The organism is Thermodesulfobium narugense DSM 14796, from assembly GCF_000212395.1.
In the GTDB taxonomy this organism is placed as follows: Bacteria; Thermodesulfobiota; Thermodesulfobiia; order Thermodesulfobiales; family Thermodesulfobiaceae; genus Thermodesulfobium; species Thermodesulfobium narugense.
Map to the genome: position 1 here is coordinate 1360623 of NC_015499.1, position 17474 is coordinate 1378096.

General features: G+C 33.6%; 18 protein-coding genes. 7 read left to right on the forward strand and 11 right to left on the reverse strand.

The window, feature by feature from the left end; genetic code table 11:
• Positions 1–57 precede the first annotated feature (57 nt).
• From THENA_RS06710 to THENA_RS06725, 4 genes are read left to right on the forward strand one after another with little or no spacing between them, the layout of a single operon-like run.
• The gene (locus tag THENA_RS06710) at positions 58–1227 is read left to right on the forward strand and encodes an iron-containing alcohol dehydrogenase (protein WP_013756647.1); all 1170 of its coding nucleotides are present in this window, start codon (positions 58–60) and stop codon (positions 1225–1227) included.
• Entirely contained in the window at positions 1211–2947 is a 1737-nt protein-coding gene (locus tag THENA_RS06715) for a sensor domain-containing diguanylate cyclase (RefSeq protein WP_013756648.1), read from the forward strand. Before THENA_RS06710 ends, THENA_RS06715 begins: the two co-directional genes overlap by 17 nt.
• Positions 2931–4181 (forward strand): SH3 domain-containing protein, encoded by a 1251-nt coding sequence (locus tag THENA_RS06720; RefSeq protein ID WP_041437972.1) that lies wholly within the window; start codon positions 2931–2933, stop codon positions 4179–4181. The genes THENA_RS06715 and THENA_RS06720 overlap by 17 nt, the downstream gene beginning before the upstream one ends.
• A gap of 18 nt (positions 4182–4199) precedes the next feature.
• Positions 4200–4715: a hypothetical protein gene (locus THENA_RS06725; protein ID WP_013756650.1), complete on the forward strand. Its 516-nt coding sequence runs from the start codon at positions 4200–4202 to the stop codon at positions 4713–4715.
• Positions 4716–4723: 8 nt separating this feature from the next.
• On the opposite strand, the gene THENA_RS06730 is transcribed toward THENA_RS06725, so the two are convergent.
• From THENA_RS06730 to hrcA, 4 genes are read right to left on the reverse strand one after another with little or no spacing between them, the layout of a single operon-like run.
• Positions 4724–5920 (reverse strand): radical SAM protein, encoded by a 1197-nt coding sequence (locus tag THENA_RS06730; RefSeq protein WP_013756651.1) that lies wholly within the window; start codon positions 5918–5920, stop codon positions 4724–4726.
• Positions 5907–6629, reverse strand: a complete 723-nt coding sequence (locus THENA_RS06735) for an RsmE family RNA methyltransferase (RefSeq protein ID WP_013756652.1) — start codon at positions 6627–6629, stop codon at positions 5907–5909. The genes THENA_RS06730 and THENA_RS06735 overlap by 14 nt, the downstream gene beginning before the upstream one ends.
• Complete coding sequence (locus THENA_RS06740; protein ID WP_013756653.1) at positions 6629–7744, reverse strand: DnaJ C-terminal domain-containing protein; 1116 nt, start codon at positions 7742–7744, stop codon at positions 6629–6631. Before THENA_RS06740 ends, THENA_RS06735 begins: the two co-directional genes overlap by 1 nt.
• Positions 7741–8790: a heat-inducible transcriptional repressor HrcA gene (hrcA, locus tag THENA_RS06745; protein ID WP_013756654.1), complete on the reverse strand. Its 1050-nt coding sequence runs from the start codon at positions 8788–8790 to the stop codon at positions 7741–7743. The genes THENA_RS06740 and hrcA overlap by 4 nt, the downstream gene beginning before the upstream one ends.
• Positions 8791–8980: 190 nt before the next feature.
• On the opposite strand from hrcA, the gene ilvD reads away from it, so the two are divergent.
• Entirely contained in the window at positions 8981–10654 is a 1674-nt protein-coding gene (gene ilvD / locus THENA_RS06750) for a dihydroxy-acid dehydratase (RefSeq protein WP_013756655.1), read from the forward strand.
• Positions 10655–10726: 72 nt separating this feature from the next.
• On the opposite strand, the gene rsfS is transcribed toward ilvD, so the two are convergent.
• Together rsfS and yqeK are read right to left on the reverse strand one after the other, a co-directional pair.
• A complete protein-coding gene (gene rsfS / locus THENA_RS06755) occupies positions 10727–11074 on the reverse strand; it encodes a ribosome silencing factor (RefSeq protein WP_013756656.1) in 348 nt (115 codons plus the stop codon).
• On the reverse strand, positions 11061–11660 hold the full coding sequence (gene yqeK, locus THENA_RS06760; RefSeq protein WP_013756657.1) for a bis(5'-nucleosyl)-tetraphosphatase (symmetrical) YqeK: 600 nt from the start codon (positions 11658–11660) through the stop codon (positions 11061–11063). The genes rsfS and yqeK overlap by 14 nt, the downstream gene beginning before the upstream one ends.
• 78 nt (positions 11661–11738) lie before the next feature.
• Here yqeK and rpmB point away from each other — a divergent pair, with 78 nt between their 5' ends.
• Complete coding sequence (rpmB, locus tag THENA_RS06765) at positions 11739–11927, forward strand: 50S ribosomal protein L28 (protein WP_013756658.1); 189 nt, start codon at positions 11739–11741, stop codon at positions 11925–11927.
• A gap of 15 nt (positions 11928–11942) precedes the next feature.
• Here rpmB and THENA_RS06770 read toward each other — a convergent pair whose 3' ends face one another.
• Positions 11943–13070, reverse strand: coding sequence for a type IV pilus twitching motility protein PilT (locus THENA_RS06770; protein ID WP_013756659.1), 1128 nt, complete (start codon positions 13068–13070; stop codon positions 11943–11945).
• Positions 13060–13386, reverse strand: a complete 327-nt coding sequence (locus THENA_RS06775) for a TusE/DsrC/DsvC family sulfur relay protein (protein ID WP_013756660.1) — start codon at positions 13384–13386, stop codon at positions 13060–13062. The genes THENA_RS06770 and THENA_RS06775 overlap by 11 nt, the downstream gene beginning before the upstream one ends.
• A gap of 134 nt (positions 13387–13520) precedes the next feature.
• Between THENA_RS06775 and THENA_RS06780 the strand changes: the two genes are divergently transcribed.
• Positions 13521–14150: an NAD(P)/FAD-dependent oxidoreductase gene (locus THENA_RS06780; protein ID WP_013756661.1), complete on the forward strand. Its 630-nt coding sequence runs from the start codon at positions 13521–13523 to the stop codon at positions 14148–14150.
• Positions 14151–14176: 26 nt separating this feature from the next.
• On the opposite strand, the gene THENA_RS06785 is transcribed toward THENA_RS06780, so the two are convergent.
• The 3 genes from THENA_RS06785 to THENA_RS06795 all read right to left on the reverse strand — a co-directional run bounded on the left by THENA_RS06785 (position 14177) and on the right by THENA_RS06795 (position 17450).
• Positions 14177–15796 carry a (Fe-S)-binding protein gene (locus tag THENA_RS06785; RefSeq protein WP_013756662.1) on the reverse strand — a complete coding sequence of 540 codons (1620 nt, stop codon included), beginning with the start codon at positions 15794–15796 and terminating at the stop codon, positions 14177–14179.
• Positions 15771–16691: a respiratory nitrate reductase subunit gamma gene (locus THENA_RS06790; protein ID WP_013756663.1), complete on the reverse strand. Its 921-nt coding sequence runs from the start codon at positions 16689–16691 to the stop codon at positions 15771–15773. The genes THENA_RS06785 and THENA_RS06790 overlap by 26 nt, the downstream gene beginning before the upstream one ends.
• A 267-nt stretch (positions 16692–16958) precedes the next feature.
• A complete protein-coding gene (locus THENA_RS06795; RefSeq protein WP_013756664.1) occupies positions 16959–17450 on the reverse strand; it encodes a hydrogenase maturation protease in 492 nt (163 codons plus the stop codon).
• Positions 17451–17474: the final 24 nt, after the last annotated feature.

A 17474-nucleotide genomic window follows, 5' to 3' on the forward strand; every position in this document is an offset into this window, starting at 1 on the left:
GTTATATAATGCTTACATACCCAGCACAAATGCTATAAATTTTAGGGGAGAGTATATATGAGCAAAGATAAATCAATGTACAAAATTTCAAAGTTCGTTGCCCCAGAATTTATATTTGGCGTAGACTCAATAGAGTACGTAAAAAGGTATATTAAGAACTTTTCGCTTACTTCCCCTATAGTTATTACTGATCATGGATTATTGAAAGCAAGCTGGGCTAAAAATATTTTTAAACAGTTAGAAGAAATTAACATAGAATACTGTATATTTGACAATATCACAGAAAACCCAAAGGACTATGAAGTAGAAGAGATCGCAAAAGTTATAAGAAGTTGCAATTGTGACTCTATTATTGCTGTTGGTGGGGGCAGCGTAATAGATGCTGCAAAGGCAGCAGGCATTATGTGCACAAATCCAGGAACAATAAGAGACTATGAAGGAATTGACAAAATTACTCATCCAATGCCTCCTATAATTTGTGTGCCAACCACCTGTGGAAGCTCGGCAGATGTTTCTCAATTTGCAATTATTACAAACTCTGATGAAAGATACAAAATGGCCATAGTCAGTAAATCGCTTACTCCTGACATTTCAATAATAGATCCTAAAACTCTTATCACACTACCAGAAGAGCTTTTGATCTCCACATCTCTAGACGCATTAACCCACGCTATCGAATCGTATATATCACTTGGCTCATCTCCCATCACTGATATGTTTTCTTTAAAAGCCATAAAACTTATCTTTGAAACCCTCCCAAAAGCTGCAAAAGACCCAAAAAATATAAATTATCTAGAAGATTTGATGCTTGCAAGCCTTATGGCCGGACTTTCTTTTTCTAATGCAAGTCTTGGTATGGTTCACGCTATAGCACATAGCATTGGCGGATACAAAGATATTAGACACGGTACCTGCAACGCAATACTCTTAGAGAGCGTTATAGATTTTAATTACCTTTATGCAGCCTATAGATACGACAAAATTAGCGAAAGCCTAGGGTATGAAATAAAAGATTTGAATGAAGTAGATAGAAAAAAGATTTTAATTGATAGTATTAAAGAACTAAAAAGAAAAATTGGATTTAACATTACTTTAAAAGATCTAGATTTAAAAGAAGAGGAAATAGATATAATTGCAAAACATGCAGTAAACGATCCCTGTATACTTACAAATCCAGTTATGCCTACTATAGAAGAGGTGAAAGAGATCATTGAGAGAAACATCTAAAGAACCGTCTTTTGTCGAGAGTATTAGAAAACAACTAATAGGTTTAGGTGAGGATTCATCAAAAAAGACCTATTACGGCGAGCTGAGAGAAAAAATTAAGTACTTAGAGCGCTTTCGAACTCTTCTTGACAGCTCAACAGATATGATTTTGCTTATAAATTCTCAAACAAAAAGGTTAATTGACGCGAACCTTAGTGCTATAAAAAAATTAGGATATAGTGTAAAAGAATTAGAAAAAATGTCAATTCTAGAATTTATAAACATTAAAGAAAATGAATGCCTAGAACTATTCGATTATAGTATTTCAAAAGACTTTACTAAATCACTTGTAACAGAATTCATATGTAAGGATAGCAAAAAAATCCCTGTTGAGATCACCATAACTTCAAAGAGGTTTTCTGCCCAATGGTACTACATAATTATTGCAAGGGATATCACCGAAAAACTTGCTAAAGAAGCTGAAATAAAGGCAAAAGAACTACGCTATGCTAAAATTCTTGAAAACATATCTGATTTAATAATTGAGCTTTCCGAAAACTTCAGAATCTTATCTATAACTCCTTCTGTCTTTAAGATCCTTGGTTATCATGATTATGAAATTATAGGTCACAATTTCTACGAGTTCGTAGAAGACAAAGACCTTAATTTAGTAAGATCAGCTTTTTCTAGTGTTGTCAAAGACGAGCACATTAGCTTTAGCATAAAAAATAAGAAAAATACCTCAATAATCGTAGGGGCAAGCATATCAAAAATTAAAGATGACAGTACAACATATATTGTAAGCTTAAGAGATATATCAGAAGTCTCAAGGATTTACAGAGATCTAGAAGAGAAAGAAAGACGCTTTAGAGTTCTTTTTAACAATATAAGCGAAGCAGTTTTGTTATTTCCTATACCCATAAAAGGACAATTTGAAAAATTTATAGAGGTCAACGATACTGCGTGTGCTTTTTTAAACATGAAAAAGGAAGAAATACTTAACCTTACTATCAAAGACATTGTAGCACCTGGAAAAGAAAAGAATGATCTTTTAGAAAAGCTAATCTTAGGAGAATTCGAAAACTCAATCCAAGCAGAATTTATTAGCAAAAATTCTCAAAATATCTTTGTGGAAATAGATATTAAAAGATGTCATATAGGCAATCAAGATATGGTGCTTTTAATAGCAAAAAATGTTACTGAGAAAAGGTTAATGGAAAACAAACTCAACTATCTCGCTTTCCACGATCATCTAACAGGACTTTCTAATAGAACGCTTTTCTCCGATAGAGTCCAATACGAGATTTCAAGGGCGAAGAGAAACCGAACCTTTTTGGGGGTAATGTTCTTAGACTTAGACAGATTCAAAGATGTAAACGATACTCTTGGTCACAAAATTGGAGACAGCCTTTTGCAACACGTAAGTGCAAAACTTCAAGAAACAATAAGAGAAACTGATATTTTAGCAAGAATGGGTGGAGACGAATTTGCTATTCTTGTGCCAGATCTTAAAGACAAAAACGAAATAAAGCCTCTTGCAAAAAGAATACTAAAGCTATTTGAAAATCCATTTACAGTGAATAACAATTCTTTCAAACTTGGCATTAGCATAGGTATTAGTATCTATCCATATGATGCCAAAAATTATGAAGAACTTCTTACTAATGCTGACACAGCCATGTATAGCGCTAAAAACTCAGGAGGCAACAAGTTTATATTCTATTGTGAAAACATTCTATAGGTTTTCTTTATTTGTAATTTTATTCTCAATACTTCAAGCCAATAACTTTTGCCTAGCAAATTTTGATTTAGAATTGTATATGTCCAATTTAAACAATAACTTACTGATGTCACAGGATGAAATACACAATTTCAACAAAAAAATAAATGGCATAGTATCACTAAGCTCTTTTAAAAATGTCCTTTCAAAAGAAGAATTAGAAAATATCATATTTCAAAACGATAATTATTTTCCTCTTTATATTGATTCAGTCTATTATGAACACCAGAATTTCAGTGACAAAATTATTATAAGGGATCTAAATACAATAAAGTATGCTATTACATTAAAAAGAGTTAATATAAGAACATTTCCAACTTTAGAGAAAGCTAGCTATTATCCTGATGATACTGAATTTGATCAATTTCAAGAGACAACCTTTGAAATAAATGAACCAATACTAGTGTTAACTGAAGATAAGACGGGGAAATGGGTCTTTGTCCAGAGTAAAAATTATAATGGATGGACATTGAAAAAGGACATCGCCTTTTTCCCTAACAAAGAAGAATTTATAAAATATATAGAATCTCTAAAATCTAATTTTATTACAACTATTTCTTCCAAAACCAGACTCACGTTTGATACTGGAGAATTTCAGGATGTAAATATGGGAACAAAATTCATACTAAAAGAGAAAAAACCAATAAATGGTTCTTTTAAAGTTATAGTCCCAATAAAAGATAGCTTCGGCATGGTTAATTTTGCCACAGCAAAAATTTCTACTTCCAATGCTGTTTATCAATTTCTTCCATATACAAGAAAAAACGTTATCGCTGAAGCCTTTAAAATGTTAAACGAACCTTATGGTTGGGGGGGAGAACATGGCTTTCACGATTGTTCTTCCTTTACTCAAGATATCTTCAAAACGTTTGGTTTTACTTTTCCAAGAAATGCAGATACACAGGAAATACTACCCGGAAAAAGATTTTCCTTTAAAAATTTAGATTATGATGATCGATTAGACTTTATAAAGACCCTAAAGCCTGGTGCTCTTCTTTTTATGAAGGATCATGTGATGTTGTATCTTGGGTTTATCGATAATTCACCATATGTAATAAATGACATTACATCATATTACCAGAACGAAATTCTCGTCAGGGATTACAAAGTCGCAGTTACTGATATAATTAATGCAAGAAGATCAGATTCTAAAAGTTTTTTAGAGTCTCTTACTACTGCAATTGAAATACCATAATTTAACGAGGTGATGAATATGAAATTTCTAATTTTTATATTGGCTTTAATATTTTTGTTCACCGCATCTGCATATGCAGATGAGACAAATAACACCTATTTTCAATTGCTAAATTTAGACGTCCAAGCCGATTCTTCTATTTATATCCCAAAAGGAACAGGAAAAATTACTGAAAGAAAGATGGGCGATGAAGACCTTTCTAAATTTTATGATATTATAAAATCAGACCTTAATGCACATAATGTAGGCATAAATCCTAATAGCAATATCCATTTAATAGTAACAGTAACTGATGTTAAGAAGGTTCCACAATTTAGTTTTGGGATTTCAGCAGAAAAATCATTCATAAAAGCAAAAATCGTTCTTTTAAAAGGCGAAAAAGTAATAATTACAGATTCTGTATACGGAGAAAGTAGCTCATCAACCCCAATTATTAGAACAAACAATCCTTTTGAAGGTGCTATGAAAGAAGCTTCAGCTGAAATAATGCGAAAGGTATTGCCTATTATAATTCCTGGTTTCCCTTCAAAATAAAAATAATTTTATCCAACAATTAAATAATTTTTGTCTAAAGACTTACCCTTTAGAAAAGTTATTCCTAGGTTACTTTTATTGGCCTTAATAGGTATATAGTTTGAACTGTGCCCATAAATATAATTTTCATCTTCTCTTTCCCATAAGGGAGAGAATATTTCTTTGCCAATAAATTTTTCTAAAATTCTTGATTGAGAAAACCTTTCAGTTACCTTCTTTTGCCTTTCCAAAATAATTTTTTTATCAAGGGGTTTTAACTGAAATGCCACCGTGCCCTTTCTTGCCGAAAATGGAAAGGAGTGAACTCTTACTAAAGGAAGCTTGTCAAGAAAATCAATTGTCATTTGAAAATCTCTATCGCTCTCAGTAGGATAGCCAACAATTATGTCTGTAGAAACAAGAAAGTTATCTCTTTTATCTCTAATCTCAAAAATTTTATCCAAAACCTTATCTACATTTGTAAATCTTTTCATAGATTTCAAAACGTCAGGACTTGCACTCTGAAGGGATAGGTGCAAATGAGGCTGAATTTTATTTGAGTTAGCTATAAAATTTACAAACTCTTTATTTAAAAGCAGAGCTGGATAAATAGATCCTAGCCTTATTTTTGTGTTGTTATTATCTAGTAATCTAACGATTTGATCCAATAGCCAAACTATATTAAGTCCAAAATCATGCCCCCATAAAGCTAACTCGATCGCACTCAAAACTATTTCATCTACGTTACGCAACATAAGTATTTCTTTTTTAATATCTTCAAAGGGTCTAGACCTTAATGGACCTCGCAAATACCTTATTATGCAGTAAGTACACTCCCTACAACATCCATCCCCCACTTTAAGAATATATCTTTTTCTACCGTGATAGTTTGAAATTATAACTTTATTACTCAACAATTCTTCTAGCTCTTTATTATTAAAAAAAATTACTTGAGGAAATAATTTTTTCAAGTTTTCATATGCTGTAACAGCACAACCTAAAAAATAGATTTGTTTGTTTAACTTACTAAATTTTTTTAATATCCTGATAGATTCTTTTTGCGCATTTTCTGTTACTGCACAGCTACTCAAAATAATAACGTCTGACAAACTAGCTGACACTTCTTCTGTATAATTAGGAAAGAATAATTCTTTAAACTTTGCAAGATCAGCCTGACTAACCTTGCAACCCAATGCAAGTGAAAATACCTTTTTATTTAATATCATTTGATAAATAAAACATTATGCTACAAGCAGATACACTTGCAGTCTGAACCCTTAAGATTCTCTCTCCTAAAGATAGAACATAAGCCCCCTTAGATTTGAGAAACTCTATCTCATTTAAAGATATACCCCCTTCGGCTCCAATAAAAAGCGATAAATCTTCAGAAATAGCTGATTTAAATAGATCTTTAATTGATTGATTTGAATTCTCCCAAAAAACAACAATCTGACCTTTAAAAAGTTCATCCGGCACTTTAAAAAGCTTATATGGACCTAAAATTTCAGGAACCACTCCCCTTCCCGCAAGTTCAGCAGCTTCTTTAGCGATCCTTTGCCATCTTTTGATTTTGTTTAAAGATACTTCTCCATAAGAATTTCTTTCACCATATATTAGAACAAATTTCTTAACGCCAAGCTCTGTACACATGCGAATAATTTCACTGAACTTATCTCCTTTTGGGAGGAATTGAAATAAGGTAAGATTTAATTTAGGTTCCTTTGCATCTGACTTTTCACCTAAAATTATACAGTCTCCTTTTACCCTGGATCTAAAAATATTTCCTGCCCCGTCAAGTACTACAACCTCATCATCATCTTTTAGTCGCAATACTTTAAAAAGATAATGTTTTTCATCCTTATCTAGTTCTATAGAAAAGCCCTCTACAGGATTCGCTATTCTATTTTTGTTTATATAAAGCCGTGGCTCAGACACTATTTTTTAATTTTTTTCTTAATTTTTTTAAATAAATTATCCTTCTCTAAATATTCACCTCTAATTTTAGCAAGCTTAATGTAAAGTTCTCGCTCTTCATCGGTAAGATCAGTAGGAGTCTTTATAATAGTCCTTATAATCAAATCACCTCTAGATCTTCCACCCTGCTTTGGAAGTCCTCTTCCTCTTATCTTAAACTCCGCATATGGCTGCACACCTGATGGAATTTCGTATTCGCTAAAATCTTCTTCTGAATCAGGAGTATAATATTTTATCTTTGTACCTAAAACAGCTTGAGGAAAACTTATGTTCACGGGATATATCAGATCATATCCATCTCTAATAAATCTGTCATCGTTTATATACTTTATCTGTACATATAAGTCTCCGTACTCTTCTCCATAAGAACCTGCATTTCCACCCGATCTCACTTTAAATATCTTTTTCTCTTCAGTGAATGGTGGAATGCTTATAGATATCTTTGTTTTTGTAATAACTCTTCCTGTACCTCTACAATGAGGACAAGGATCTTCTATCACAAATCCCTTTCCATTACACTCAGGACAACTATAGGTCTGATAAACGTTCCCTAATATGGTCCTTCTTGAAGAGGTTACCTGTCCTGTACCATGACATACCTTACAAACAACTTTTCTTCCACTAACAGAGCCTTTCCCTTCACATTTCTCACATCTTTCGTATCTATCGTATTCAATTATTTTATTAGGAGCACCATTTATAGCCTCAAAATAAGTCAAACCTACTACAATCTCCCTATCTTCGCCTCTAAAACTAACAGTTCGTCTTGTTCTTTCCTGACCAACTCCAAAAAAATCACCAAAGAATGTCTCAAAAATATCAGACATTCCACCAAATGGATCTGCCATCTCCTTATCTGTGCCAAATCTATCATATCTCGCTCTTTTTTCTGGATCGGATAAAATCTCATAGGCTTGAGTAAGTTCTTTAAATTTTTCAGCACAATCAGGATCGTCTTTATTCACATCAGGATGGAGTTCTTTAGCAAGTCTTCTATATGAGGCTTTAATCTCTTCAAAAGAAGCATCGCGAGAAACTCCAAGAACTGAATAAAGATCTTTATTATTTGTTCTCAATCAAATAACCTCCTCAAGCCGTTGGAAATTTTATGAGCATAAATATCAAGCAACTCTACTACATATGGATACCTCACCCGAGTAGGAGAAATAAGTCCTATGAAGCCTACAACCTTATTAGCATAATAATATGGAATCTTAAAAAAGGTAAATTCCCAGAATTTTGGATCCTCGTTCTCTTCTCCAATTACTATTTTTATTTCTCTTTTCTCCCACGGGTCCTCAAAAAGCTTCTGTACAATTCTATCCTCTTCCTCTAACAAGGCAACTAATATATCAAATTTCTCTTTATCAGAGAAATCAGGTAGGTTAAACATCTTCATACTATAATAAATATAAGCCTTTTTATCAGTAGCCTTCCATAAATTTTCTATAACACTCGTCAAAATTTGCTTTGCTTGTGAAGAAAGTTTAAAAATAGGATCGAACACTGTGTCTAACTCAGAACTGATTTCGTTCCTGTTTTTCCCAATTACTTTGCTCTTTATAAGAGAATTAAGGACAAGAGCATCTTCTTCACTTGAAATATCTATATTTAGGGGATATGTAACACTAATTCCTCCTTCAAGGAGTAAAAAAACGATACAAAAACCCTTTTTGACATATGATAGGTGAAAATCTTTAACAGAGAGCTCCAAAAGAAGTGGATGAGATATTATAGCAATCCCCAGTGTTTTACTTGAAAGTTGTTTTGCCATTTTTTTCAAAAACTCACTTACAGGATCATCTTCATCAAATTCTTCATCAAATTCTACATATTGGTTTAGATTTGGTTTGGGCCATTCCATCAGTGAATCGACATAGTATCTATATCCAATACAAGAAGGAATCCTGCCCGCTGAAACGTGAGGCTGATTTAAAAATCCTTCTTCTTCAAGATCAGCCATATCGTTCCTTATAGTAGCAGGACTAACCCCTAAATCAAACCTTTTCCAAACAGTCCTCGATGCAACAGGTTCGGCTGTTTGAGTATAGCTTTCAACAACAGCCCACAAAACCTTTTTCTTTCTCGAAGAAAGATAATCATCAGAGAATTTTCCTTTCATTTTACTTAATCCTCTTTCTCACATATTTTTATACTAATTCATAATATATTATAATACAATTAGTTTTTGTCAGTTTATGACTAATCTTTTATGGGTATGCCAACCTCTTTGTTGATTCTAATTCGTAAGAAATATTTTTATTTATTAATCTTTGCATAAAACTAATTAAAAATTGAAGGGAGAAAGAAAGATGACAAGAAGAAGTGATATGGTTACAAAAGGAGTTGAAAGAGCACCACATAGATCTCTTTTTTATGCTATGGGGTATACAAAAGAAGATATGTCAAAACCATTAATTGGCGTAGTAAACGCATTTAATGAAATAATTCCAGGCCACATTCACCTTAGAACCCTTGTAGATTATATTAAAAAAGGAGTTAACCAAGCAGGAGGAGTGCCTATTGAATTTCCCGTAATAGGAATTTGTGATGGCATTGCAATGGGTCATGAAGGTATGAAATATCCTCTTGCATCAAGAGAGCTGGTGGCCGATTCAATTGAAACTATGGCTCAGGCACACATGTTTGATGGTCTTGTCTTGCTTACTAACTGTGATAAGATAGTTCCTGGAATGCTTATGGCAGCTGCCAGGCTAAATATTCCATCAATCATAGTTTCGGGTGGCCCAATGCTTGCTGGAAGATTTCAACAAACTGACGTTGATCTGATCACTGTTTTCGAGGGAATAGGACACAAAACGCGGGGTGAATATGACGATGCTACTCTTGAAGAACTAGAAATGTGTGCGTGTCCAGGTTGTGGATCTTGTTCTGGAATGTTTACAGCAAACACTATGAATTGTCTTTCAGAGGCTTTGGGAATGGCTCTTCCAGGCAATGGCACAATACCTGCAGCTTTTGAAGGAGAAAGAAAAAGACTTGCAACATATGCCGGAATGAAAGCCGTAGAGCTGGTTAACAAGAATATATGTCCAAGGGATATACTCACACCTCAAGCTTTTGAAAATGCAATAGCAGTTGATATGGCTGTAGGAGGCTCAACAAACACAGTACTACATCTTCCAGCAATAGCACACGAAGCCGGAATAAACCTCCCCCTTGAAATATTTGATCTCATATCTTCAAGAACACCAAACCTTTGTAAAATAAGCCCAGCAGGAAAACACCACATTCAAGATTTGAATGAAGCGGGCGGAATAAGCGCAGTAATGAATGAACTGTCAAAGAAAAACTTAATAAATTTAAACAACTTAACTGTTTCAGGACAAACAATTGGAGAGGTCATAAAAAATAAAACAGTTAAGAGAAGAGACGTTATAAGACATATTGAGGATCCATATTCCAATAGCGGTGGTATAGCAATTTTGAGAGGAAACCTGGCACCTGACGGCGCTGTGGTAAAACAATCTGCAGTAGATAAAGAAATGTTAGTTCACACTGGCCCAGCAAGAGTATTCGAATCGGAAGAAGAAGCTATGAAAGCTATATTAGAAGGTCGAATAAAACCTAAAGACATAATAGTTATTAGATATGAAGGCCCAAAAGGCGGTCCAGGTATGAGAGAAATGTTGAGTCCCACATCAGCAGTTGTTGGAATGGGGCTAGGAAAGGAGGTAGCCCTTTTAACAGATGGCAGATTTTCCGGAGGTTCACGCGGTGCAGTTATAGGGCATATCTCTCCAGAAGCCGCAGAAGGCGGTCCTATTGGCCTTGTAGAAGAGGGAGATATCATAGAAATTGATATCCCAGCAAAAAAAATTGAGCTTAAAATTGACTCTGAAACGTTTGAAAAAAGAAAGAAAAATTGGTCACCAAAACCACCTAAAGTAAAATCAGGCTATCTTGCAAGATATGCAAAACTGGTTACTTCTGCTAGTACCGGAGCAGTACTCAAAGATAATTAAAATAATTTATAAGCGCTTACAAAACTTTAGTAAGCGCTTATATTTTTTTATTTTGACTATTAAATTTGTTATTTAAAATTTCTCTACGCTAACGCCTTTCCAAAAGTCTTCCAAATTATAATAAGTTCTTTCCATGGGAGAAAAAATATGGACCACAATGTCCAGTAAATCTATTATTACCCACAATCCTTCGTTATAACCAGAAATCTTAAAAAGATTCTTTCCTAGTTCTTTACATCTTTCCATTATTTTGTCAGCAATAGCCTTTACTTGTATAGGCGAATTGCCTGAAGCGATGATAAAGTAATCGCATATTATAGACTTTTCGCCTATAGAAAGCATTGTAACGTCTTCTCCTTGTTTTTCTTTAATACAATTAATAATCTCAAGAGCAAGCGATCTAGAATTATCTTTTTCCAAACAATACCTCCAAATTTTCTTTTTTGCAGTAGTAGTTCCAGGCTTCAATTGATATTGGATGAAGCTCCTGGTAGTTATCCATCAAATACTTAAAGCTATAAGTAAAACACCACAAAAAAACCTTTTCAATTTCATCAGGTAATAATTTTCGCGCATTAAGTAAGCTTTCATCTACGTGTGAGCCTTGTGTAATGGCAATTTTATCTGCTATAAAAAGAGCCACTGCCATTTTGCCCATATTTACTGCTCCTGTTGTATGTAGACAAATCGATTCGTATATTTCCCAATCATTTATATTTAACTTATCAATCAACCAATTCGCTGCTACCTGACCATGAAGTAATATTGGTCTTTTTTTGTCTAAAGTAGAAATATTTATTTTGTACTTTTTGGCTTCACTTAACATATCTTCAGGAGATAATGGTCTTGCCGTGTCATGCATTAAAGCCGCAATATATATTCTCTCGGCATCCACCCCTATAATAGAAGCAATAGATTTCGCTTCTTCTGCAACAGCCATTGTATGGTGAAACCTATACGTATTTCCTAGTTTATCTTTTACAAATTCTAAAACTTTATCTACCAAAAAGCTTCCCTACCTTTTCAAAATTTGTTTTATCTGTTAATATTATACATATTTTGCATACACAAAGGAGGCGAAACAATGTCAAAATTTTGTGCAATATGTGGCAAAGGGCCGTCAACAGGAAATAACGTTAGCCACTCCAACAGGAAGACACGCCGTCGTTTTTTGCCAAACCTTCAGAAGATAAAGGTGAATCTTGAAGGCAGCATAAAAAATGTTTATGTTTGCACAAGTTGTATAAAGTCAAACAAAGTCGTACGTGCATAAAGGGGGTCAATTTTGTTATCCCCCTCCCTTTTGGGAGCTTGTAATCTCTCCAAACGCATCTGCGCTATTATAAACTCCTCTTAACATCTGTTCAAGCTCGCTAGGTCTATAAGAAGCATTGAGAGCTGTGGTCTTATCAATTTTTCCTTCTTGAAACAATTTAAAAAGTGCTTGATTAAGAGTACTCATGGAATTGAACTGACCATTTTTTATATCAGTATACATGTCATCTAACCTTGCCTCAGCAATTAAATCCTTTATGTGTGGAGTTACAACCATCACCTCACAAGCCACCACTCTTCCCTTCTTATCAATAGTAGGCAAAAGAGTTTGTGATATAACAACCTTTAGAGTTTCAGAAAGTCTCAATCTTACAAAGTGTTGCTGCTCGGCAGGAAAAGTGTTCACTATTCTGTCAACAGTAGAATAAGAATTATTTGTGTGTAGAGTTGATAAAACCAGATGGCCTGTTTCCGCTGCTAAGAAGGCAGAATTAATGGTTTCTTGATCCCTCATCTCACCTATAAATATAATATCCGGATCCTCACGAAGTGCATACCTAAGAGCTTCAGGAAAACTTCTTACATCCACACCAACTTCTCTTTGAATAATATTTGATTTTTTATCTGTAAAGACATACTCTATAGGATCTTCAACAGTTATGATATTTAAACTTTTCAAGCTGTTAAAATCATCAATCATCGAAGCCATAGTTGTAGATTTTCCTGAACCCGTTGGGCCTGTTACAAGAACCAATCCCTGCCTAAAATTTCTAATTTTTTCGATCACATCGGGCAAAGAAAGCTCTTCCCATGAATAAGGATTCATAGGCAATATTCTTAATGCAATGCCAATTGTCCCTCTATTAAAATAAATATTCGCACGGCATCTGGATTTATTTTCATATGTAAACCCAAAATCAAGACCAAGTTCTGAAAACACCCTTTTTTGCTGCTCAGGAGTTAAAAGCTGCAATATTATCTTCTTTAGTTCCTCGTCTTTAAAAAATGGCAAATAAGATACTTTTCCAAGTTTGCCATGAATTCTAAATATAGGATACGAATCGCTCTTAAGATGGATATCGCTTGCTTCTAACCTTAAAGCTTCATCGAAAACTTGAGCAAATAAAGGATCAAATATCACCTGTAGGCACCGGTAAACCAGATAATTTGCTTAATAAATAGAGATATCCATCCTTATATTTCATGGGGAAAAGTCTTGACATATCTTTCTCACTTAGATTAAATTCTCTCTCTATCTGCTTTTTTGGCGGCATAACCTTGTCAACTTCGTAATATCTTCTTACGTAATCAATAATTTTCCAATGGATGTCTGAAAGAATAATATTATTTTCCTTAGCTACAGCTTCAGCAAATTCCTTTGTCCAACAGTCATAATCTAATAAATTGCCTTCTTGATCTACATAATATTCACTTTTGTTGACTTTAAAGATTCTCAATCAACCACCCCATGTTTTTTTGTTATTATATCACAAATCTTTATGATTGAAAATTTTGATCTAGATCAATTTTTACAATTCCAAATAATTTAAAATAAATAATATAACTTAATTAATAATTTAAGGAGTAAATTATGAATCCAGAAATTCTAAAAAAACTTCCTATGAGTTTTTATGTTCCAGATGGAGTTTTAAACCCTCTTCAACTAAAATTGCTTTTAGAATTATCAAATAACGGCTTTGAAGTAATTTTATCTGGCAATTCATCAATTACCATACCAAATCTAGACCCTTTAACAAAAGAAAAATTAAAAGAATCTGGTTTTTTACAGATGCCTCACATGGAAAACAAAGTATTTTATGCCCAGACTTGCCTTTCAAAACCATATTGTCCTATGTCAAGACAAGATGCCAGAACTCTTTCGAGAAGAATAAACGAAAATTTCTATGGTATGATTACTCCTGCAAAAGTAAAGATATCTATTAGTGGCTGCCCAAATGGATGTAGCGAACCTTTAGTAAGAGATATCGGGATAATGGGTTATCCTACTGGATACGCTATAACAATTGGGGGATTTGCTGGTAGAAATGGTGGCATAGGCGAGGTAATCTTCTTAAACCTAGATGAAAGCCAAACGGTAGCGAAATTGGCAAAGTTACTTGAAATTTATAAAAATTATGCACAAGAAAAGGAAAGAATGTATAAATTTCTAAGAAGAGTAAGCTTAGAATTTATAAAAGAAAAAATGGAGAGTAAAGAATAAACTTTACTCTCCAATAAAATTTAAGATTAATATTCATCCCATGTTATATAAGGTTTCTTAAGATCAACCATAGCATTAACCATTAGCTCAACTAATCCGCCGTAAGTAAGATTAAATTTTTCCTTGCAATTATAATGTGCAAAAAGATCTCTAATTGTTCCTTTGCAATTCGAACACGGAGCACACACATATTTTGGTATGTTTGGATCTAATTCATCCTTGAAAGCATTTAAAATTTGATTCAGTTTCATTCGCGATGAAACCTTATTTCTCCATTGAGGGAAGTTCAAACCCTGCATAATAGCAAATCCGGATCCTCCACCACAGCAATAATTATAGACACCATTTGGATGCATTTCTCTCCATTGTGGAGCAATTGCGCTAAGGACTTTTCTTTGTGGCATAACTATTCCCATATTTCTTACTATATTACATGGATCATGGAGAGTAACCGGAAAGTTATTCTTTGATGGATCAAATTTTATAGCACCGCTCTTATAAATCTCCCAAAATAAAGGCAAACAAGATTCTCTTGAAATTTCTGAGCTAGCAAGATCCCCTGTTAAAATTCTATCCCCAATAACGCAAAATGCCTTTGTAGAGTGTCCACATTCTCCAATAACTATTCTTTTAACGCCTAGGTCTTTCCCAATTTTTGCTTGTCTCAAAACTACCCTTGCAGCTTCAATATCATCGTTCCAAAGGCCATAGTTAACGTTATCGTATCCAACTGGTTCATCAGATATAGTCCAGCTTATACCGGCAGCATCAAATAATATAGCAAATGCAGCTGGATTTTCGTGCCATGAAACGAATTCACCCGCATTATGAAGCAGTAATATTTCAGCACCTTTCTTATTAATGGGGAATTTAATCTTAATTCCTGTTTTTTCATATGTATCTTCTTCAACAAACTCTAAATAGTCCTTTAGCGCCATCGGTGAAAGCCCGGTAGAAGAACCAATTGTTAGTTGTAACCGAGAACCCTTCTCCAATATTTCAACCGGAGAAATTCCCAATTCTTGGCTTAAAAGAACCCTAATTTCTCTTGCAAGATAACCATTATCTATACCAACAGGACATCTTTGTGCACATCTTCTACAAAGATTGCATCTATGAGCTAATTCTGCCAATCTATATATAGTTTTCCAATTAAGATCTACATCAGCACCTACAAAAGATCCTAAAAGCTTGCCCTCAGGTGTAAAATATTTCTTGTATATTCTCCTTAGTATTTCTATTCGATAAGTCGGTCTATAAATTTCTTGTCTTCCGCTAGCGATAAACACATGACATGCTTCAGAACAGGTTTGGCATCTTACGCAATAATCCAAACCAGTTTTCAAAATTTGCAACATAGTCCAATTATTTTTCGGATCTAAAAGCTTCTCAAAACCACTTAAAAATTTTCTGACGATCTCGTTCTCTTCTTCTTTAGTTTTGGGCGGGTACAAATTACTTAGTGCTATATGACCATCTAGATACCAATCATATGTATTTTTTATTTTATCGCTGGTTGGCTCAAGTGGAGTTTCTTCATTTTTATCTATACCTAGAATATCTATCAAGTCATCCATTTCGATAGGAGCCATGGGTTCGTTAAGATCTTTTGATATATCTCTAAATGGCGGTCTTTTTATTGCCATTATTATTTCCCCTTTCTTCTACTTTAAGATTAGTAGCTACCTCAGCCCACGACGCGCCAGGAATAGCATGAGGAGCAGACCAGAACTGTTTGTATTTTAGTTGTTCTTGAAGAATTAAATCAATTTTTTTTCCTTTCATATTCAGAGCATCATCCCACATAATAGCGTGCCATGTCCAATACTTTATTGGAGCGTGCATAAATTTCGAAAATGGAAAATATAATAGGAAAAACTGAAACAAAAAAAATTGAACAGTTACCAACAAGGATACGTGTGAATATTTAAAAGTGATAATAGAGTTTAAATATTTTAAAATATCGTGATTAACATCGAACAAAAAAACAGATAATGTGGCAACAAACATAGCAAAAAGCAAAAACAGGTTGAAGAAATCCAAGGGTGTAGTATAAAATCTTAATTCTTCCGAAAATATCCTCTTTAAAATCAAAAGGAAAGATCCTAAAGTTCCAAATATTCCTGATACAATACCCAAAATGCTTGATAACTGTATTAAATAATAAAAAGGCCAAAAAATAGAAAGTACTGATAAGAAAATCCAACCAAATAACAAATACAATCCCCAATGCAAAAGTAAAGAGGGAAACCAAAGACCATAAATATTGTATTCTTTTACCCTACTCAAGAAAAGAACTTCTTTAAGAATTTCGATTATATCGTTTACCCATATATGCTTTAGCCCCTTTTTAGACTCTTCAACGTAGTTTGCCTCTTCCATATAACTACCACCATAACTGTGGTTTGGATCGTGAGCTACTGGATATAGCTCTGCCCTTAAATGTAAGGGCATATTGTTGATCTTTAGTAACTTAATGAAAGATCCAAGAAAAAAACATATTACAGAAAACCACGCAAAATAGATCATAAATTGGCTCAATGTTACCTCCTTTGTTTGAAGTGATGTCTATAGAAAATTTATTTTATCACATTAATTCAATGTATTATTAAAAAAATTATTATTTTCATATTTTACTGAAAATTCAGTCTAAACATTTTTTTTGAATTTGGCTTGATATCAGATAAACTAAAAGCTTATTTTAATAAAGTCAAAAATTAAAGTTATATTTTAAAAAAATAAACTGGCACTATGCTTTCAAATTTCTTGCAGCATAGTACCAGTTTATTTTAGAGCTGTCTAAATTCTTTAAACTTTATTCCTTTCAGAATTATTAAGCAAGCTTACAATTCTTTTTACTACCTCATCAATTGCCTTTTGTACCATAGGAGTGCAATCCGTTCCAAATGTTTCTGTATCTAAGAGTTCTATAGTAAAAATCCTTATGTCTTTTGGCATATCATTACCCAGAATTTCCATCCCAATCTTTAACGTTGATGATAGAGATATATTATGAGATCCAGAATATGTAAGAGTATGCGACAAATCCTTAGGGGATATCTCCTTTATGGTGCCCGGAGCATCCCCTAAGCGTATCCCATCAATAATAAATGCTCTTTCATATCCATATAGCGCATCTAATACATCAAAATCAGTAGTCATCAAAATATGCGTATCCACTAAGCCCTCTAACTTTTTAGCCACTTTAATTCCCACTGAATCATCACTTAGCACAGGATTGCCAATACCTAAGACTACTGTTTTGCCTTTTCTTTCAATACTCCTTTTGTCAAAATCCAAAACAATTACCTACCTAAATTATCT